The 19,576-nt window shown below is 53.5% G+C and carries 16 protein-coding genes and 2 riboswitches; of the genes, 8 read left to right on the top strand and 8 right to left on the bottom strand.

The features are described from left to right. Positions 1-103: 103 nt before the first annotated feature. The gene (locus tag NST29_RS13080; protein WP_033017699.1) at positions 104-1,876 is read right to left on the bottom strand and encodes a B12-binding domain-containing radical SAM protein; all 1,773 of its coding nucleotides are present in this window, start codon (positions 1,874-1,876) and stop codon (positions 104-106) included. A 198-nt stretch (positions 1,877-2,074) separates the two neighbouring features. Between NST29_RS13080 and NST29_RS13075 the strand changes: the two genes are divergently transcribed. Continuing rightward, positions 2,075-4,291, top strand: coding sequence for a PAS domain-containing sensor histidine kinase (locus tag NST29_RS13075; RefSeq protein WP_033017631.1), 2,217 nt, complete (start codon positions 2,075-2,077; stop codon positions 4,289-4,291). Next, on the top strand, positions 4,281-4,772 hold the full coding sequence (locus tag NST29_RS13070; protein WP_033017632.1) for a methylated-DNA--[protein]-cysteine S-methyltransferase: 492 nt from the start codon (positions 4,281-4,283) through the stop codon (positions 4,770-4,772). The genes NST29_RS13075 and NST29_RS13070 overlap by 11 nt, the downstream gene beginning before the upstream one ends. A 61-nt stretch (positions 4,773-4,833) precedes the next feature. Here the strand turns inward: NST29_RS13070 and NST29_RS13065 are convergent, their stop codons facing one another. The 6 genes from NST29_RS13065 to NST29_RS13040 all read right to left on the bottom strand — a co-directional run bounded on the left by NST29_RS13065 (position 4,834) and on the right by NST29_RS13040 (position 11,974). Next, positions 4,834-5,847 (bottom strand): ABC transporter permease, encoded by a 1,014-nt coding sequence (locus NST29_RS13065; RefSeq protein WP_033017633.1) that lies wholly within the window; start codon positions 5,845-5,847, stop codon positions 4,834-4,836. Next, a complete protein-coding gene (locus NST29_RS13060) occupies positions 5,789-7,339 on the bottom strand; it encodes a sugar ABC transporter ATP-binding protein (protein ID WP_033017634.1) in 1,551 nt (516 codons plus the stop codon). Before NST29_RS13060 ends, NST29_RS13065 begins: the two co-directional genes overlap by 59 nt. Beyond that, positions 7,336-8,496, bottom strand: a complete 1,161-nt coding sequence (locus NST29_RS13055; RefSeq protein ID WP_033017635.1) for a sugar ABC transporter substrate-binding protein — start codon at positions 8,494-8,496, stop codon at positions 7,336-7,338. Before NST29_RS13055 ends, NST29_RS13060 begins: the two co-directional genes overlap by 4 nt. After that, the gene (gene mtnA, locus NST29_RS13050; protein ID WP_033017636.1) at positions 8,483-9,550 is read right to left on the bottom strand and encodes an S-methyl-5-thioribose-1-phosphate isomerase; all 1,068 of its coding nucleotides are present in this window, start codon (positions 9,548-9,550) and stop codon (positions 8,483-8,485) included. The genes NST29_RS13055 and mtnA overlap by 14 nt, the downstream gene beginning before the upstream one ends. Positions 9,551-9,620: 70 nt before the next feature. After that, the gene (gene mtnK / locus NST29_RS13045) at positions 9,621-10,811 is read right to left on the bottom strand and encodes an S-methyl-5-thioribose kinase (RefSeq protein ID WP_339232232.1); all 1,191 of its coding nucleotides are present in this window, start codon (positions 10,809-10,811) and stop codon (positions 9,621-9,623) included. A gap of 85 nt (positions 10,812-10,896) precedes the next feature. Then, a riboswitch (SAM riboswitch) is annotated at positions 10,897-11,065 on the bottom strand. A gap of 93 nt (positions 11,066-11,158) precedes the next feature. Continuing rightward, positions 11,159-11,974: a carbon-nitrogen family hydrolase gene (locus NST29_RS13040; protein WP_033017638.1), complete on the bottom strand. Its 816-nt coding sequence runs from the start codon at positions 11,972-11,974 to the stop codon at positions 11,159-11,161. A 99-nt stretch (positions 11,975-12,073) separates the two neighbouring features. Between NST29_RS13040 and NST29_RS13035 the strand changes: the two genes are divergently transcribed. The 5 genes from NST29_RS13035 to NST29_RS13015 all read left to right on the top strand — a co-directional run bounded on the left by NST29_RS13035 (position 12,074) and on the right by NST29_RS13015 (position 16,625). Beyond that, the gene (locus NST29_RS13035) at positions 12,074-13,249 is read left to right on the top strand and encodes a pyridoxal phosphate-dependent aminotransferase (RefSeq protein ID WP_339232231.1); all 1,176 of its coding nucleotides are present in this window, start codon (positions 12,074-12,076) and stop codon (positions 13,247-13,249) included. Positions 13,250-13,346: 97 nt separating this feature from the next. Next, positions 13,347-13,454: riboswitch (SAM riboswitch) on the top strand. Between the two features lie 67 nt (positions 13,455-13,521). Further along, complete coding sequence (gene mtnW / locus NST29_RS13030) at positions 13,522-14,763, top strand: 2,3-diketo-5-methylthiopentyl-1-phosphate enolase (protein ID WP_033017640.1); 1,242 nt, start codon at positions 13,522-13,524, stop codon at positions 14,761-14,763. Continuing rightward, the gene (gene mtnX, locus NST29_RS13025; protein WP_033017642.1) at positions 14,760-15,422 is read left to right on the top strand and encodes a 2-hydroxy-3-keto-5-methylthiopentenyl-1-phosphate phosphatase; all 663 of its coding nucleotides are present in this window, start codon (positions 14,760-14,762) and stop codon (positions 15,420-15,422) included. Before mtnW ends, mtnX begins: the two co-directional genes overlap by 4 nt. Next, positions 15,419-16,051, top strand: a complete 633-nt coding sequence (locus NST29_RS13020) for a methylthioribulose 1-phosphate dehydratase (protein ID WP_033017644.1) — start codon at positions 15,419-15,421, stop codon at positions 16,049-16,051. Before mtnX ends, NST29_RS13020 begins: the two co-directional genes overlap by 4 nt. A gap of 31 nt (positions 16,052-16,082) precedes the next feature. After that, a complete protein-coding gene (locus NST29_RS13015) occupies positions 16,083-16,625 on the top strand; it encodes a cupin domain-containing protein (protein ID WP_033017646.1) in 543 nt (180 codons plus the stop codon). A 338-nt stretch (positions 16,626-16,963) separates the two neighbouring features. On the opposite strand, the gene NST29_RS13010 is transcribed toward NST29_RS13015, so the two are convergent. After that, entirely contained in the window at positions 16,964-17,698 is a 735-nt protein-coding gene (locus NST29_RS13010) for a ZIP family metal transporter (RefSeq protein ID WP_033843392.1), read from the bottom strand. 1,250 nt (positions 17,699-18,948) lie between these two features. Here NST29_RS13010 and NST29_RS13005 point away from each other — a divergent pair. Continuing rightward, positions 18,949-19,410: a MarR family transcriptional regulator gene (locus tag NST29_RS13005; RefSeq protein WP_033017703.1), complete on the top strand. Its 462-nt coding sequence runs from the start codon at positions 18,949-18,951 to the stop codon at positions 19,408-19,410. Positions 19,411-19,576: the final 166 nt, after the last annotated feature.

Raw genomic sequence — 19,576 nt, 5'->3', positions numbered from 1 at the left:
TTATTCGACAGGAAGATAAAAAAAGCCTCCCGATTTTTGTCGAGAGGGTGCGAAATGTGAGTTGGATATCTTGAGCGGCCGGCCATGACAAAAAGCTTTCCGTCTACGCCGATGCCGAAGAAACCGACAACGCTGAAAGCGGCGCGGAAAACAGCGTCGCACCGGCGCCGGACGGGGCGAAGTAGGCGACGATGGCGGTTGGCGTGAACGAAAGCTGTTTTTTGGCCGTGTAGCGGCCGACATCCACCGGCACGATTTCAACGACCGTATGTTTAAACAGTTCTTTTTCCCCGAGCCCAAGGGCGGCAAAATCCGCTCCGAGCGCCTCGGGGCGCTCCAGCAGCGCCCGGTAGACGGCCGCGCGCGCCGTTTTCTCCGTTTTTTCGTCCCACCACGGTTTGCGCGGCTTATAATTTTGGTTGCGCAAGTAGTCGTATTTCATGAGCGATTCGGCGATCGGCAAAGCGTCTGGCGCAGAGGTGCGCAAAAACTCATGGAGGCGGCGGAACAAGTCTTCTAACTGGTGGCCGATGCGCGCCCAGCCGCGTTCATCCCAATACGTCCCAAACTGTTGGAAAAAGTCAAACGGCGACGAGAAGACGTCGGTGACTAAATATTCAATCGTTTCATCCATCCGATGGGCGTTCCAATACTTCTCGAGCACGTCTTCCACTTGCTTGATGCGAATCACGTCCTCAAAGGAAAGAACGTTGTTGCTCAGTATTTCGTACGGCGCATGATCCATATATACGTAGCCGTATTCAAGGGCGCGCAGGCGCAGCCCGGTGCCGCGCAGCAATTTCAAAAACCCGAGCTGCAGCTCTTCGGGACGAAGAGCGAACACGTCATTGAACGTCTTCCGGAACGAGTCGTAATCTTCTTCCGGCAGGCCGGCGATCAAATCTAAGTGCTGGGCAATTTTCCCACCTTCCTTAATCATCGTCACCGTCCGCGACAACTTGGCGAAGTTTTGCTTGCGCATGATCAGGCGGTTCACCTCATCGTTCGTTGATTGAACGCCGATCTCAAAGCGGAACAGCCCAGGGGGCGCTTCGTTGTTTAAAAACTCGATCACCTCCGGGCGCATGATGTCGGCGGTAATTTCAAACTGAAACACCGTCCCCGGCACATGCTCGTCAATTAAAAAGCGAAACATGTCCATCGCGTAGCTGCGGCTGATGTTGAACGTCCGGTCGACGAACTTGATCGTCCGCGCCCCGTGCTGCATCAAATAGCGCAAGTCGTCTTTGATTTTTTCGCGGTCAAAATAGCGGACGCCGACCTCAATGGATGACAGGCAAAACTGGCAGCTGAACGGGCAGCCGCGGCTCGTTTCGATATAAACGATCCGGTTGGGAAGATGGGGGATGTCTTCTGGAAAGCGAAACGGTGACGGCATGTCCGCCAAGCGAATTTTATTCCGCTGTGGATTGACGACGATGCGGTCTCCGTCCCGAAACGCCAGCCCGGCGATATTGCTTACGTCCCCGCCGCCGTTTAGGGCGAACAGCAGCTGTTTAAACGTTTCTTCCCCTTCGCCAATCACGATAAAGTCCAATTCCGGCACCCGCTCCATCCACTCGCGCACATCATAGGACACTTCGGGTCCGCCGGCGACAATGATCAGATTCGGCGCCGCTTTTTTTATCATTTTTACGACTTTGATCGTTTCTTCAATGTTCCAAATGTAGCAGCTAAAGCCGACGACATCGGGCCGGCGCTGGTACAAGTCGGCGACGATGTTCATGGCCGGATCTTTGATCGTATATTCAACGAGCTTGACGTCAAACTCTGGTTGGGCGTATGCTTTCAAATAGCGGATGGCGAGATTCATATGAATGTATTTGGCGTTTAAGGTCGTGCAAATAATGTTCATCGAAATGAAAACCCCTTTTTCCATTCGTACTAACCTTTCATTATAGCGCAGTTTCGCCAAATGAAAAAGAAGAAAAAACTTGTCGAACATTGAAGAAAAGATTTTTGCAAAATCTTCGTAAATAAAGGGAGGAGTAAATTTTTCCACAGCGAATATACATGTAGTTGATATGGTTTGAATAGACAAGGAGAGATCGATATGGCCAAAAGCCTTTCTCCCCGGGAAGAGCAACATGCATCGCCGGACGTGCGGCTGCTTGAAGAAGAAAATCGACGTTTGAAGGAGCGGTTAAACAGCTATTCAATCATTTTCGAGCGGTCGCTTGATGCCATTGTCATTTTAAATAAAAACGGCGAATTTGTCGATGTGAACGAAGCGGCGTGCAAGCTGTTTGAAATGGATAAGTTTTCGCTCGTCGGCCGTTCCTTCTCTTCCTTTTTAGAACTCGTGCCGCCCGATATTTTGCTGTTTCAGCGCTCGATGCTGCAAAAGTTCGGTTCGTTTAGCGATGAATTGCTCATCAAGCTGCCGGACGGCAAGGTCAAGCATGTTGAATTTTCTATGAAAAAAGATGTGTTCGACGAATTTGACCTCGTCATGATGCGCGATGTTTCGGCCCATAAGGCGCTTGAGCGCGAGCGGATCATTCACGAGTTTTTGTTTCGCGACGTCTTTAACCGCGCGGTCGACAGCATCGTCATTTTTGATGAGTTCGGCCGCTTTATTGACGTGAATCCGGCGTTTTCGCTGAGTTTGAATTTGGAAAAAGACAAGTTGCTAAACTTATCGTTCCAGCAGTTTGTCGCCCGCGAGTGCGCCGAGGAGTTCGCTCGTTTGCTGGCGGAGATGAAAGAAAAAGGGACAGCCAAGGGCGAGCTGTCGCTCATTCGCCCCGATGGCACGGTGAAAATGTTCGAGCTGACGGCGACGTCGAACGTGTACAGCGGATTTTACATGGCCATTATGCGCGATGTGACGGAGCGGAAAAATATGGAGGTCAAGCTGCAAAAAAGCGAAGAACGATTCCGGGCCATTTTTGAGCAGGCGCACGAAGCGATTCTCATTTGGGACGACTTTGGCTACATATTGAACGCCAACCCAGCGGCGAGCCGCACGTTCGAGCTGCCGTTGAACTTGCTTGTGCGCCGCAATTTATTGGATTTTGTCGACTATGGAGAGGAAAAGGTGAAGCGCATTTTTAGCGAATTTCGCCGCAAAGGAGAAATTCGCGATGAATTGACGTTCCATATGCCGAACGGTGAGGATAAACAGCTCGAGTTTACGATGAAAAAAGGGGCGATCGACGGCTATCATTTGACCATTTTTCGCAATGTGAGCGAGCGGCGCAAAATCGAACGCGAGCTGCGCGAAAGCGAGCAAAAGTTCCGCAGCATTTTCGACCATGCGATGGACGGCATTTTGCTCTGGGATCGGGAGCATCGCATCATTGACGCCAATCCGATCGCCTGCGACATCTTTGCCGCTGCCAAAGAACAGCTGCTCGGCCGAACCGTGGGAGAGTGCGTTCCAGATCGGGCGCGCCGCCAGCTGAACAAGCTGCTTGCTCAATGCGAGCGAGCCGGTGAGGCGAGTGGAGAAGTGGAGTTTTCCGATGAGTGGAAAGGAAGAATGGTCGAATTTTCGTTGAAAAAAGAAGTGATTCCCGGCGTCGGGATGATGATGCTCCGCGACGTGACGGAACGGAAAGAGATGGAGCTGCAGCTGCGCAAATCGGATACGCTCAATGTCGTCGGCGAGCTGGCTGCGGGCATCGCCCATGAAATCCGCAACCCGATGACGGCGTTAAAAGGGTTTATCCAGCTGCTGCAAGGAAGCATTGACGGCGACTATTCGATGTATTTTAATGTTATTATGTCGGAGTTGAAGCGGATTGAGTCGATCATTACCGAGTTTCTCGTTCTGGCGAAACCGCAGGCGGTGCAATACAAGCAAAACGACATTTGCAAAATTATGCAAGATACGATCGATTTGATCAGCGCCCAAGCGATGATGCATAACGTGCAAATCATTGCCGATTTCGAGCGCGCGCTGCCGCCGGTATATTGCGAGCCGAACCAGCTGAAGCAAGTGTTCATTAATATTTTGAAAAACGCCATTGAAGTGATGCCAAAAGGCGGGGACATTACGGTGCGCATCGCCCGCGCCGGTTGCCATGTGCGCATCTCGATCACCGACCAAGGGTGCGGCATCCCGAAAGATAAAATTAAAAAGCTCGGCGAGCCGTTTTATACGACAAAAGAGCGCGGCACCGGGCTCGGCTTGATGGTCAGCTATAAAATTATCGAAGAACACCAAGGGAAAATTGACGTGGAAAGCGAGGTCGGCGTCGGCACGACGTTCCATATTACGCTGCCGATCGAGCGAACGGAAAGAGAGGACGACGATGACGATTGACTATGCGGTATACCGTTCAGCGCTGCTCGGCGATATGTACATCGCTTCTGACGGTGAGGCGATTGTGAAAGTTGAGCTGTTTTCGGAGGAATGGCGCGCGTTTGCGAGCAGGCATCCGGTGGTGGAAAGCCGGTCGCCGCTTTTGGAACGCGCGCTTGCGCAGTTGGATGAATATTTTCAAGGCCGCCGTCAAGCGTTCGATTTGCCGCTGCGGTGGCAAGGCACGGCTTTTCAACAAGACGTGTGGAAGGCGCTCTGCCGCATTCCGTACGGCGAAACGGCGACCTACGCCGATATTGCCGCGCAAATCGGCCGGCCGAAAGCGGTGCGCGCCGTCGGACAGGCGAACCGGGCGAATGAACTGGCGATCATCGTTCCGTGCCATCGCGTGATCGGCAAAAACGGCGCCTTGACCGGCTATGCCGGAAGCCGCACCGATGTGAAGGAGAAGCTGTTGGCGCTCGAGCGGCGCCACAAATAGGGGCAAAGGTGCAAAAAAACGCCGCCCCTAGGACTTGAGTCCACAGGGGCGGGATCGGGCGTTATTTTTTTTGCCAATGCGACAACGCGAGGGCGCCGACTAAAATGGCGCCTTTTATAATGTCTTGGGCGTAGTACGGAACGTTGGCCATCGTCAAGCCGTTCAACAACACCCCCATCAAAATCGAGCCGAACAACGTGCCGATGACGTTCGGCTTGCCGGCGCCAAAGACGGAAAAGCCGATGTAGGCGGCGGCGACGCCGTCCATCAAAAACGAGGCGCCGGCGGACACTTGCCCGGTGCCGATGCGTGAAGCGAGGACGATGCCGCCAAGGGCGGCGAAAAAACCGCTAATGACGTACGCGTACGTCCGGTAACGGTTCACCGGAATCCCCGACAGCCTTGCCGCTTCCCGGTTTTCCCCCGTCAAATAAAAGAGGCGTCCCGGTTTGGTGTATGTCAAAAACAAATGGGCAGCTATAACGACAAACAGCATCAGCAAAACGGAAAACGGCACGCCGAACAGCTCTCCTTGGCCGATAAATAGAAAGGAAGGGATGAATTTGCCCGGCGCCGTGCCGCCGTCTGGCAGCGGCATATCGTTATAAATCGAAAATCCTTTCGTATAGGTGAGCTGTACCCCGTTGATGGCGTACATCGTCGCCAATGTCGCAAGCAAATCCGGCAATTTGAATTTGACGATCAAGAGCGAGTTGAGCAGTCCGACGGCGACGCCGAGCAACAGCGGCACGAGCAAGGTGACGAAAATTTCTTGGCGATACAGAACAAGCGCCGCCGCGCTGGCGATCGTCGCAAGGCTGACCGTTGACCCGACCGATAAATCGAAGCCGTCAACGATGAGCGAAAACGTAATCCCGATCGCCACGAGCGTCACGATCGAAATCGAACGCAAAATGTCGCTGAAGTTTTCATACGTGAAAAACCGGTCTTGCGTGATGCCAAAATAGGCGATCACGGCCAGAATGGCGAGCAATGTCCCGTGTTTATACAAAAACTCAAGAATAGACGGTGCCGTTTTTTTCGACGGCGTCGCGGAAACGGCCGGCTGGTTCATCGATTTCACCTCCGCTGCAATAATAAACAAGCTGCTCGTACGTGAGTTCAGCGGCCGGCAGGCGGGCGAGCAGCCGACCGTCGACCATCACGTAGATGGTGTCGCAAATGTCAAGCAGCTCTTGACATTCACTGGAAAAGTACAGCACCGTTTTTCCTTCATCGGCAAGGGAGCGGATGATGGCAAACACGTCCTGCTTCGCGTGAACATCGATCCCTTTCGTCGGCTCGTCGAACAAAAAGACGCGCGCGTTCGTGTTTAGCCATTTGCCGATCACGACTTTTTGCTGGTTGCCGCCGCTCAAATGGCGGACAGCCGTGGCGCTTGACGGCGGATGAATGCCGAGCGAGCGCACGAGAGCATTGGCGGCTTCCGCTTCTTGTGCCCGCTTGATCCATTGCCAGCGCGCTAGGCGGGAAAGAAGGCGCACGGTGATGTTCGCCCGCACCGATTCGGGCAAAAACAGCCCTTGTTTGCGCCGCTCTTCGGGGATAAGGCAAACGCCGGCGGCGATGGCTTCATAAGGTGACGAGAATACATAGCGCCGCCCCTCGATTTCCCATTCGCCCGCCGTTTTTCGATGGGCGATCAAGCTTTCAGCAAGCTCCGTCTTGCCGGCGCCGACCAAGCCGGCGATGCCGACAATTTCCCCGCGATGGGCGTATAGGTCGATGGTCGTGCCGGTTTTGTCAATCGTGATTCCGCGGGCGGCAAAGGCGATGTCGCCCCCGTACGTGCGCGCCTGGTTGGCAGACGTTCTTCGCTTTGTCCCGGTCATATGCAGGACGATGTCTTCAAGCGACAGGCTGCCGGCGGCGCCGTGATAGACGACGCGGCCGTCGCGCAAAATCGTCAGCCGGTCGGCGATTTCTTGCACTTCTTTCAGCTTATGAGAAATATAAATAAAGCCAACGCCTTGCTGTTTCAGCTCATGAATGATGGCAAACAGCCGCTTCGTTTCCGCCTCGCTCAGCGCCGCGGTCGGTTCGTCCAAAATGATGTAGCGGGCGTCGGATGACAGCACTTTCGCGAGCACGATCAGCTGCTTTTCGTGGAGCGAACAGTCGCGCACGAGCTTCGTCGGCGGGATGGAAAGGCCGACGCGGCGAAGGAGAGCGGCGGCCCGCTCTTTTTCTTGGCGCAGCGAGCGGATCGGCCGCTGCGTGGCGCGAGCGAGTTCATCGGCGGCGATGTTTTCGTACACTGACAAACCAGGAAACAGCGCTGTGTCGACTTCTTGCACGACAAAGCCGATGCCGGCTCGTTTCGCGTCAAACGGCGAGGAAAACGCGCATGGGGCGCCGTCGATTGCGATCGTGCCGGCATCAGGCGAAATGGCGCCGGCCAACATGTTCATCAGCGTGCTTTTGCCGGCGCCGTTCATGCCTAAAAGGGCGTGGACTTCGCCCGGACGAACGTCGAAGTCCACGCCGTCAAGCACGCGCACGGCGCCAAACGATTTTTCCATGCCCCGCATTGACAACCCGTTCATTTTTTGTTCACCTGAGCTTCCAACGTTTTCATCCACGGCGAGATGGCGACGTTCGATTGCCCCCAGCCCGGGATGTATTGCGAGAGATCGCTCATTGATACTTGTTTGTCCGGCAGGTCGGACCGTTTCACTAAATGCGGCTCGAGCGAGTAAATGTTCGGCGTTTTTTCACCAGCAATTTTTTGGTAGGCAAAGCGAACTTGCACGCGGCCGACTTCCGCCGGATCCGTCGCCGTCGTCGCCACCCACGGGCTGTTCGGTTTTTGGATCATTTGCAAATCTTCATCGCTCAAATCGATGCCATACACTTTAATTTCCGTGCGCCCGGCTTGTTCGATGGCGCGCGTCGCCCCTTTGGCGAACTCGTCCCATGTGGCGAAGACGGCGTCAATGTCGCCTTTGTTCGGGTATTTTTTCAAAATCGCTTCCATTTGCGTTTGCGTGTCTAGCGCGGTGTTGGCGCTCGCTGTGCCGAACTTGGCGATTTCCTTAATGTTCGGGTAGCGTTTTTTGAACGCCTCATAAATGACATGGCGCCGTTCCATCGGAGTAAAGCCGCCGACCCAAATCGTGACGATGTTGCCCTCGCCGTTTAAATCTTCGGCGAGCGTCTTTAACGTTTTCCAAGCGAGGCTATAGTCGTCTTGGTCGATGACGGTGACGCCGGGAATGTTCAAATCGTTGTCAAACGCCACAACCGGAATGCCTTTGGCGACGGCTTTTTTTACCGGACCTTCGAGCGCATCGGCGCGGCCGTGGTCAAGCAAAATCGCGTCGACGTTTTGTGTAATGGCCGTTTCAACATACGATGCCATCTTTGTCAAATCGTTGTCGGCGTTGTAAATTTGCACTTCGCCGCCGAATTTTTGCACTTGTTCTTTCACGCCGGCGATGTATTGCGAGGAGAATGTGCCGATCGACAGTTGCATAATGGCGGCGATTTTCACCGGCTTTTTCAGTTTTTCCGGAATGGCCGCCTGCTCGCTGCTCGCGGCGGTGGAGCTGTTGGACGATGTGGCGTCGTTGTTGTTCGTTTGTTTCGTTTCGTTGGCCGGCTTGGCGCTCATGGCATCTTGCTCGTTCGTGCAGCCGGTTAAGATGGAAAACACCGTAAAGAAAAGAAGAAAAAGAGGTGATAAGGCTTTAAATCGTTTCATACTGCTCCTCCTTTGCGAATAACGATGGCAGCGCCGTTTCGTAATGGCCGCGGACGATGCCTTTTTCGGTAATGATGGCGGTAATGAGTTCGTTTGGTGTCACGTCAAACGCCGGGTTGTACACGTTGACGCCTTCCGGGGCGATGCGCACGCCGGCGAGATGGGTCACTTCGTCCGGATGGCGCTCTTCAATCGGGATGTCCGCCCCTGTTTTTGTCTTGATGTCGATCGTAGACAGCGGCGCGGCGACGTAAAACGGAATGCCGAACGATTGAGCGAGCAAAGCGAGGCCGAACGTGCCGATTTTGTTCGCCGTGTCGCCGTTTCGCGCGATCCGGTCGGCGCCGACGATGATGGCGTTAATATGTTTCGCCTTGATCGTTTGCGCCGCCATGTTGTCGGTGATGAGCGTCACATCGACGCCCGCCTGCATGAGTTCCCATGTGGTCAGGCGCGCCCCTTGCAAAACGGGACGTGTCTCAAGGGCGTAGACGGACAGCTCGATTCCTTTTTCTTTCGCCAAATAAAACGGAGCAAGCGCCGTTCCGTAGCGGGCGGTGGCGATCGAACCGGCGTTGCAAATCGTCATCACCCGGTCGCCCGGGCGGAAAAGGGTCAAGGCGTATTCGCCGATGCGGCGGCACACATCCTCATCTTCGATTTGGATGCGGATCGCTTCGTGAATGAGCGATGTTTTCGCTTCGTTGACGGAAGCGGCGCTGTTGGCGGCGGCGACGAGCCGATCGAGCGCCCAAAACAAGTTGACGGCCGTCGGGCGCGCGCTCGCTAAGTAGTCGCGGTCTTGTTGCAAGCGGCGCTGAAATTCGTCCACCGCTTCGGTTTCATAGCGCGAGGCGGCGAGCGCCAAGCCATAGGCGGCCGTGATGCCGATCGCCGGCGCCCCGCGCACTTTCAACGTCGCGATCGCCTCATGCACGTCTTCGAGCGTATGCAAGTCGATGTATTCGGTGACCGATGGCAGTTTTTGTTGGTTTAAAATCGTGATATGCGTCTCGCGCCATTCGACAGAGCGCGGGATGGCAAATGAGTTCATCGTCGTCTTCCTTTCTCGGTTGATCGATTGGCCCAAGCTGGCGTTGGACGGCCGGCCCGGGCAGAGGGTGTCATCGTTCCGTTTCGATAAACAGGCGGCGGAAGCCGTCCGTTCCCGCCAGTTCAGCGCGCTCAACGATCAGGCGGCGGCCGAGACGGAGCGCGTGCCGTTTCGCGGCGAGCCGTTCGGCTTTTTGTTCAATGCCGTCGAGATCCGCCACATGGGCGAGGCCGATCGTCCGGCGAATGACTTCGCAGCCGGCAAAACCGACGGCGTCAATGAACGCTTGCCGCAGCACCTCATCAAGCAGTCCGGGCGTCGCGGCGTACGTTTCGACGCTTTCCGTCTGCCACAGCTCAGCGAAAATGGACGTAAACACCTTCCATGTTGAGTCGATGTGAACAAAGAGCGGTTGACGCTCCGCTTCAGGACGGGACAACGCATTTAACAGCAAGTTGGCGAAAAATTGGCCAAGGTCAAACCCGATCGGGCCGTAAAAGGCGAATTCCGGGTCGATCACTTTCGTTTCGTCGTCGCTGGCGAAAATGCTGCCAGTGTGTAAGTCTCCGTGCAGCAGTACATCCGCTTCAGTCAAAAACTTGCGCTTCAGCTTGGCTGTTTCAAGATGAAGACGGTCATCTTGCCAAAGCGCTTCAACGTCCGGGCGCAATTCGTCCTCAAAGTTGTTCGTGTCATGGTCGAAAAACGGATCGGTAAAGACAAGGTCTTCCGTAATTTTGCACAGTTCCGGATTGACGAAGTTTTGCGCCAACTTCTTTTTCTCTTGTTGGTTCATGCCGAAATCAGACGTGTAAAACGCCGTTTTGGCGATGAATTCGCCGATATGCCGGGACAACAGCGGGTACGTTTTCCCTTCGATCAGCCCTTTGCGCGCGATTTGCAGGCGGGACAAATCTTCCATCACCGTGATGGCGAGCGATTCGTCGGAATAATAGACTTTTGGGACGTATTGCGGCACATAGCTGGCAAACGTGCGCAGCGCGTTGCTTTCAATGACGGCGCGCTTTAACGTAAGCGGCCAGCTTTCCCCGACGACTTTCGCGTACGGCAGCGCTTGTTTGATGATGACGCCTTGCTTTGTTTCTTGGTCGACGATATGGAAAACAAGGTTCAAGTTTCCGTCGCCGATCTCACGGCAGGCAAGTGGCGCCCCGTCGCGGAACAAGCCGAGGCGGACGGCGAGGGCGGTCGCTTTTTGTTCGGTGAGCGGTTCGTAAACAGCTGATTGGACAATCGTCATTTTCACGTTCCCCCTTTACGTTTTGGCAAATGAAAAAGCCTCTTTCGCATACGGAAAGAGGCTTGAAGATTGTTAGTCTTCGCGCCTCTTATCTTTCAGAAAGACAGCGGTCTTTCTGTTGGACTTAGCACCGTGCCCTGCGGAAGCGGGTCGCTTCCGGCGCCGCCCTTGGCGTGCGCCCTATCTCACGATAGCATTACGGTCGGTTGCTGGGCTTCATTGGGCCAATTCCCTCAGCCAACTCTTGATAAGAGTACCGGTCTAGCTATTGAGTTTTTGCAATTTTCGCGATGTTAACAATCGTTTGGTTGCTTGATTCGAATCATACAGGTTGGGCAGGCGGATTGTCAATACGTTTTGAAAAATTTTTTTGCCGCCTCGTCGTAATCGCGCGGCCGGCGGTCGGCAAACACCGGGATGCGCGCACGCACCTGTTTAACGAGCGCCGGGTCGATGTCCGCCAGAAGAACACCCGGCTTTTCATCGGCCTCGGCGATGATTTCGCCCCACGGGTCGATGACGAGCGAATGGCCGGCAAAGTCGTTGTTCGGGTCGCTTCCGGCCCGATTGCAGGCGATGACGTAGCATTGATTTTCAATCGCTCGCGCCATCAGCAGCGTCCGCCAATGGTGAAGGCGAGGAAGCGGCCATTCGGCGACGACAAACAGCGCTTCCGCTCCGGCTAAAGCATGGACGCGAATCCACTCTGGAAAGCGGATGTCATAGCAAATGACTCCGGCGCACGACAGCCCGTCAAGCGAAAATAAGCCTGGCGCGTTTCCCGGCTGCAAATACAAATGCTCATCCATCAGCTGGAACAGATGAAGTTTGCTATATTCACTGACGATTTGGCCGCTTCGGTCGGCGACGATCATCGTGTTCGTCACACCGGCAGCGGTTTTTTTGGCGACTGAGCCGGCGACGAAATGGACGCCGTATGTTTGCGCCAGGCGGGAGGCGAACGCTTTCGCCCGCCCGGCATCGTCATCAGCAATTTCGTCCAAGCGCGTCAAGTCATAGCCGGTCGTCCATAGTTCCGGAAGCACGACGATATCGGCTCCTTCGTTGGCGGCGGATTGCACGGCTGTTTCGGCTTGCTGTTCGTTCGTTTGCGGATCGCCAAACGCGATATCGAGCTGGAGGCAAGCGATGCGGATGGTCATTGTTTTTCACCCCAATGAAAAAATTTGCTTTACATTTTGCTTTTTACGATATATGATGTTGCACTAGAATTTCAAGAATTTTTCAAGAAGGTGTGGGCGATGACGATCGAATTTCCTTTTTCCGAACTGCTTGAACAGCTGCCGAAGCAGTTTTTTGCTTCGCTTGTCGCCAAAGTGGGAGAGAAAATCAAGGCCGGGCATGATGTCATTAATTTAGGGCAAGGCAATCCGGACCAGCCGACGCCGAAGCATATCGTTGAGGCGATGCAGCGGGCGGCGGCCAATCCGAAGTACCATAAATATTCGCCGTTTCAAGGCTACTCGTTTTTGAAAGAAGCCGTTGCCGCCTTTTATGCGCGCGAGTATGGAGTTGAGGTCGACCCGACCCGCGAAGTCGCCATTTTGTTTGGCGGCAAGGCCGGGCTTGTCGAGCTGCCGCTTTGCCTCGTCAACCCGGGCGATGTGGTGCTCGTCCCCGACCCGGGCTATCCGGATTACTGGTCGGGAATCGCGCTCGCCCGCGCGCGGATGGAAATGATGCCGCTTGTCGCCGAGCAGCAATTTTTGCCCGATTACAGCGCCATTCCGGCGGCGGTCGCCGATCAGGCGAAACTGATGTTTTTAAACTATCCGAACAACCCGACCGGTGCGACGGCGACGAACGAGTTTTTCGCCGAGACGGTGGCGTTCGCCGCCAAGCACGGTATCGCCGTCGTGCACGATTTTGCTTACGGGGCGATCGGTTTTGACGGCAAAAAGCCGGTCAGCTTCCTCGAAGTTGACGGGGCGAAAGACGTCGGCGTCGAGATTTACACGTTTTCGAAAACGTACAATATGGCCGGCTGGCGCGTCGCGTTTGCCGTCGGCAACGAGCGGATCATTCGGGCGCCTGAGCTGCTGCAAGATCATTTGTACGTCAGCCTGTTCGGCGCCGTCCAGGAAGCGGCGGCTGCAGCGCTTCTCGGCCCGCAAGATTGCGTCAACGAGCTTGTCGCGCTGTATGAAGCGCGCCGCCATACGTTCATTTCTGCTTTGCGCGAGATCGGCTGGGAAGCACCGGCGCCGTCCGGTTCGTTTTTCGCTTGGCTCCCCGTACCGAAAGGGTGGTCGTCCGCCGAGTTTGCCGATGTGCTCCTTGAGCAGGCGCATGTCGCTGTCGCTCCGGGCATCGGCTTTGGCGAGCACGGCGAAGGGTATGTGCGCGTCGGCCTATTGACCGATGAGGCGCGGCTCTGTGAAGCGGCGGAGCGGATCGGACGGCTCGGGCTGTTTTGAAAAAAATGATTGACAACGGCGGCAAAGGCTGTCATAATTCAAAGTAAATTTGCCATACTTGCCAAAATCGTTTGACAAGTGTATAGTTACGCAAGCATTCTTATCAAGAGCAGGCGGAGGGACGAGCCCAATGAAGCCCGGCAACCGGCTTGGTACATTCAAGCACGGTGCTAATTCTTGCAGCGGAAACGCTGAGAGATAAGAAGAGCGCCATAAACGAATGACGCCTCTTCTTATGAAGAGGCTTTTTTCTTTGGAAAGAGGGATGAATGATGAGTGCAGTGATGGCAACGTATTTGCTTCATGACGAGAAAGACATCCGCAAAAAGGCGGAAGGGATCGCGCTCGGCTTGACGGTCGGCACGTGGACCGACTTGCCGGCGTTGGAGCAGGAGCAGCTTCGCAAACATAAAGGGGAAGTGGTCGCCGTTGAGGAGCTTGGCGAAAGCGAGCGTGTAAACGCGTATTTCGGCAAGCGGCTGAAGCGGGCGATCGTCAAAATCGCCTATCCGACGGTCAACTTCAGCGCTGATTTGCCGGCGCTTTTGGTGACGACGTTTGGCAAATTGTCGCTTGATGGGGAAGTGCGGCTGCTTGATCTCGAGTTTCCGGACGAGTGGAAGCGGCAATTTCCGGGGCCGCGCTTTGGCATCAGCGGCATTCGCGAAAAAGTCGGGGTATATAACCGCCCGCTGTTAATGAGCATTTTTAAAGGCATCATCGGCCGCGATTTGGCGTATTTGACGTCCGAATTGAAAAAACAGGCGCTTGGCGGCGTCGACCTAGTCAAAGATGACGAAATTTTGTTTGATAGCGAGCTTCTTCCGTTTGAGAAGCGGATTACGGAAGGAAAGGCCGCGCTTCGGGAAGTGTACGAACAAACGGGCAAACGGACGCTGTACGCCGTTAACTTGACCGGTAAAACGTTTGAGCTGAAAGAAAAAGCGAAACGGGCCGCCGAGCTTGGCGCCGACGTGCTGTTGTTTAACGTGTTCGCCTACGGGCTTGATGTGTTGCAAGGGCTGCGCGAGGATGAAAACATCACCGTGCCGATTATGGCGCATCCGGCGTTTAGCGGCGCGATCACGCCGTCTGAGTTTTACGGGGTCGCCCCGTCGCTGTTGCTCGGCAAGCTGTTGCGGCTCGCCGGGGCTGATTTCGTCCTGTTCCCGTCGCCGTACGGCAGCGTCGCTCTCGAGCGCGAGCAGGCGCTTGGCATCGCCCGGGCGCTCACCGATGACCAAGAGCCGTTTGCGCGGGCGTTTCCGGTGCCGTCGGCGGGCATTCATCCGGGGCTCGTGCCGCTTCTTGTCCGCGATTTCGGCCTTGACAGCATCGTCAACGCCGGCGGCGGCATTCACGGCCATCCGGACGGGGCGATCGGCGGCGGCCAGGCGTTTCGCGCGGCGATCGATGCGGTGTTGGCCGGTCGGCCGCTCCGCGAAGCAGCTGTTGAAAACGAGGCCCTACAAAAAGCGATCGACCGTTGGGGCGCTGTTGAGGTGGAAGCATGACGAGGCAGCTTGTTCTCTTTTGCGATTTTGACGGCACGATTACGGAAAACGACAACATTATCGCCATTATGAAACAGTTCGCCCCGCCGGAGTGGGAGGCGCTCAAAGACGACATTCTCGCTGAGCGCATCTCCGTTCAGGAAGGGGTCGGGAAGATGTTTTCCCTCCTTCCGTCTTCGCTAAAGGGCGAAATCGTCGATTTTCTGCGGGGCACCGCCCGTTTGCGCGAAGGGTTTCGCGAATTCGCCGCTTGGACGAAAGAGCAGGGCATTCCGCTCTATGTGGTGAGCGGTGGGATCGACTTTTTTGTCTACCCGCTGCTTGACGGGATCATCGAACGAGAGTGCATTTTTTGCAACGGCTCCGATTTCAGCGGCGCGACGATCCGCATCACGTGGCCTTACGCGTGCGACGGCGAGTGCCAAAACGGCTGCGGCTGCTGCAAGCCGTCGCTCCTTCGCAAGCTTTCCCGCCCGGACGGGTATCATGTCGTCATCGGCGATTCGATTACGGACGTAGCGGTGGCGAAGCAAGCGGATTACGTGTTGGCACGCGATTTTTTGCTCCAAAAATGCCAAGAGCTTGGCTTACCCCATGCGCCGTTTGCGACGTTTTTTGATGTGATGGATCATTTGCAGCAGGTGGAGGTGATCGTATGAGCCTCGTCGTGCAAAAATGGAACGAGCTCGCCGAGGTGAAGGCCGAGCTTGCCGCCCGCGACTGGTTTTTCGCGACAAGCGGCAATTTGTCGATCAAAGTGACAAACGATCCGCTCACCTTTCTTGTCACGGCCAGCGGCAAAGACAAACGGAAGCAGACAGACGAAGATTTTCTGCTCGTTGATGGTGATGGAAACCCGGCGGAAGACACGCATTTGAAGCCGTCGGCGGAGACGCTGCTGCATGTTGAGATTTATCGGCGGACGAAGGCCGGCTGCGTCTTGCACGTCCATACGGTCGACAACAACCTCATTTCCGACGTGTACGCCCAAAACGGGGAGGCGGTTTTTTCCGGCCAAGAAATCATCAAAGCGTTCGGCATTTGGGAGGAAAACGCCGCGGTGCGCATTCCGATCATTGACAATGACGCCGACATCCCGACGTTGGCCGCGAAATTCGCGAAACATGTCGACGGCGATACGGGCGCGGTATTGATCCATAACCACGGCATCACCGTCTGGGGCCGCGACGCCTTTGAAGTGAAAAAACATTTGGAAGCATGGGAGTTTTTATTCCGCTGGCAAGTAAAGCGGCTGCTTTTGCAACGGGCTGGCTTGCCAGTTGGTTGATCTATATTCATTTCCAAGGAGGATGAAAACGATGGCAGTCATTAAAGTGAAAAAAACTGGTCAAGTGATTGAGGGAGAGGACAACGTCCGCGCGTTTTTAAACAGCCAAGGTGTCTTGTACGAGCATTGGGATATTACAAAGCTGCCGGAACATTTGCACGACAAGTATGTGTTAAGCGATGAAGAGAAAGCGGAAATTTTAGCGGCATTTAAAGACGAGATCGAAGACTTGGCGGCGCGCCGCGGCTACAAAACATGGGACATTGTCGCTTTGTCCGACGCGACGCCGAACTTGGATGAGCTGCTGAAAAAGTTTGAACAAGTCCACATTCATACAGAAGATGAAGTGCGCGCCATTACGGCCGGCCACGGCATTTTCATCATCAAAGGCGACAAAGAAACGGGCTATTTCGATGTGGAACTCGAAGCCGGCGATGTCATTTCCGTGCCGGAAGGGAATCCGCACTACTTCACATTGATGGATGACCGCCGGGTGGTGGCTGTCCGCCTGTTCATCGATCCGTCCGGCTGGGTCGCTCATCCGTATGAGGAAACAGAAGAAGGAAACGGATGAACAGTCTACTGTGACTAATCAGGAAATTTTCTGCTCGGTTTGTCTGAGTGTGCTGCCTCGTTGAGAATGGTGTGGAACGAGGGAGGCCGCACCGGTGGCCTTCCTTCATAAAGTAGTTTGCCTAGTTCTATTCCACTTTATTCAAATGAAAACAGCTCGTTCCCTTCTCTCGCTCTATTAAGGCGTTTCCCCTCTCACTAGAGGAGGAGTGATTTCAGACAAAATAGTGCGATTCCATTTGCTTCTCTAAAAAATATCAGCGAAACAGGTTTTTTTGTAGGCGAGATGTTGCTGCTTTGCTCGTGGTTGCCGCTTTTCACTGGCCTTCTTAGTAGGGTTTACAATGTTTCCATGAAAAAGAACATAAATAAAATACCGATAATAAACGCGTATGTTGCTGCCCACTCATTTCCATCACCATGACTTTCAGGAATGAGTTCTTTGTAAATAATAAACAACATGGCTCCAGCAGCAAACGCCAAACCATATGGAACTAAGCTTTCAAAGAGAGAGGCCAAATAAAAGCCGAGCAGTGCCGTGACTATTTCAACTGTTCCCGTCAATGTGGCGATCAAAAATGCTTTGAAGCGGCCGATTTGCTGGTTGACTAAAAACAAGGCCACTAGAAACCCTTCTGGCGCATTTTGTAAGCCAATGGCTAAGGCAATGAGATTGCCCATTGGAGCAGCGCTGTTTGAGGCGTAGCTGACTCCGATTGATAGTCCTTCCGGAAGATTGTGCAACGTAATGGCAGCAATGATGAGCATTGCCTTTTCGTCAAACGGCACCCCACTTTTTGTATGTTCTAAGTCGAGATGGGGAACTGCTAATTCCAGTATGGTTAAAACAAGTATTCCTGCGGCAAGGCCAATGAATAGCGTTGAAAAGTTTCCTGTTTGCAATGCTTGCGGGACTAGATTGACCATGGAAGCGGCCATCATGATACCGGCAGAAAAGGCAAGCAAGATGTCACGCCACCGATGGGTAAGTGATCGAGCTATGAACAAAATGAGTGCGGCGCCAAGTCCAGTTGATAAGGCAGATAGCACGCTGCCGGTCAGCATATTGTTCATCGAATTCCTCCTCGTTTTTCTTCTCTCGCTGTGTTTATGAGACGTTTTTTATTGATGTGATCAAACGCTCAGATTTTTTGCAAATATTAGTGGCGATTACTGAAATATTGGTGATGTAAAGGATCAGACCGCTTACGAATCTAGGAGGCTGGTGATTTACTCGCGCAACCGCTTCTTCGGATCGTTTCTCAAGTAGAAAAAATTTGCTGCATCAGCCTCTATGTTCACGCGTTCCATCGCCGATTAAGGCAAACAGCAGTTTTTCACCAACCTTCTAGGAGACCGGTGATTTAAGGGGGCAAGCCGCTTATCAACCCCGTTTCTCAAATAGAAAAGCCTCGTTGCATCAGGATCACCTTTCAAGTGCTCCCCCATTGCTCAAAAGAAACAACCGTTTTTCACCAGTCCTCTAGGAGGCTGGTGATTTAATGGCGTATACGGATTTACCATGTCATTTCTCCATTAGAAAAACCCTTGTTGTATCGGGCCTGCGTTTCAATCATTCTCCCATTGATGAAGGGAATCAGCGGTTTTTCACCAGCCTTCTAGTTTCTCAAATAAAAAAGCTTTGTCGCATCAACATCGTCTTTCAAACGCTTCCCTATTGCTCACGAGAAATAATCGTTAGTAAGTTGAAATTTTGGTTTACATCCCGCTGATTCCTCTCATATCAACTTGTACTTAGATGAAACCCGCAACGAAAAATCGGAAATTCTTTATTGCAACTTAAAGGAGGGTTGTGGACTCCTACAGGCTTTCGAAGGGAGAAACTTTTTCCAATCGGTTCAATTTTTTTACATGCTTACTAATCGATCTGAGGAAACGGCGTTTCTCATTATTCTTGGCATTATATTATTCTACATATGCGCTTGTGTAGTAGAAAATGAAAGATCAGATGCTGTGTGAAAAAGTTTTATGGACAGCGCCTGACCTCACCGCAAAGATGAAAGCCCCTGCCAGTTCGGTAATTTCACAGAAATTATAGACTTGTTAGTCGGTTGTGAAAGGAATGGAGAAAAACGCTGTAGTTTGTCAAATTGTTGAAGATCGTTAAGAAAAACCGGTTTTTCAGTGCTTCCCGATTGGCAACGACTTGCATCGGCTCTCCTCATAAAATCACCATGATTCGAAAAAAGGAAACAGGTCGGCGAGAAAAATATGTACATAATGGATAAGAACGGTTGCTTGCTTGCTTTCTGTTCCAGTATAATGGAAAGTAAGAAATGGTCAAATGCAAAGGATTGAATGTCATGGAGCAGAAAGGACAAGCATTGGAGCAATCGTTAAAATTATTTATCGTTCTCTCGCGGGCGTATCGCGCGGTCAGCGATCAAGTCAACAAATCGATCCACTCATTCGGGGTCAATCCCACGGAGTTTGCCGTGTTGGAACTGTTATATCATAAAGGCGATCAACCGCTCCAGCAAATCGGTGAGAAAATTTTGCTCGCCAGCGGCAGCATCACGTACGTTGTCGATAAACTGGAGAACAAAGGGTTGATCGTCCGCCGCGCTTGCGAGCGGGATCGCCGCGTTACATACGCTTCGATTACGGAAGAAGGACGGCGGTTTATTGAGCGCGTGTTTCCAGAACACGCCGAAACCATTCATGACACCGTGTCCGCGCTTACCGCAGAGGAGAAGGAGCAGGCCATCGCTTTGTTAAAAAAATTAGGATACGGGGCGAAACATGCCCTCACTGATCGGGGCTGACCCAAAAGGTCGCCTTCTTTCAAGATAGGCACAACATATAGTGCGACAGAAGCAGTCAGTACGTATATATAGAGACGAAAGAGGGCGTCCCGGTCCTTTTGGGACACCCTCTTTATTTTTGCCGAAAATGGATACGTTAATAAAGAAAGCAACAACGCCAAAGGAG

The organism is Geobacillus sp. FSL W8-0026 (genome assembly GCF_037966255.1).
Lineage (GTDB): Bacteria > Bacillota > Bacilli > Bacillales > Anoxybacillaceae > Geobacillus > Geobacillus icigianus.
The sequence above is the reverse complement of the archived record's forward strand: the minus strand, read 5'-3'. Positions and strand labels throughout refer to the sequence as shown.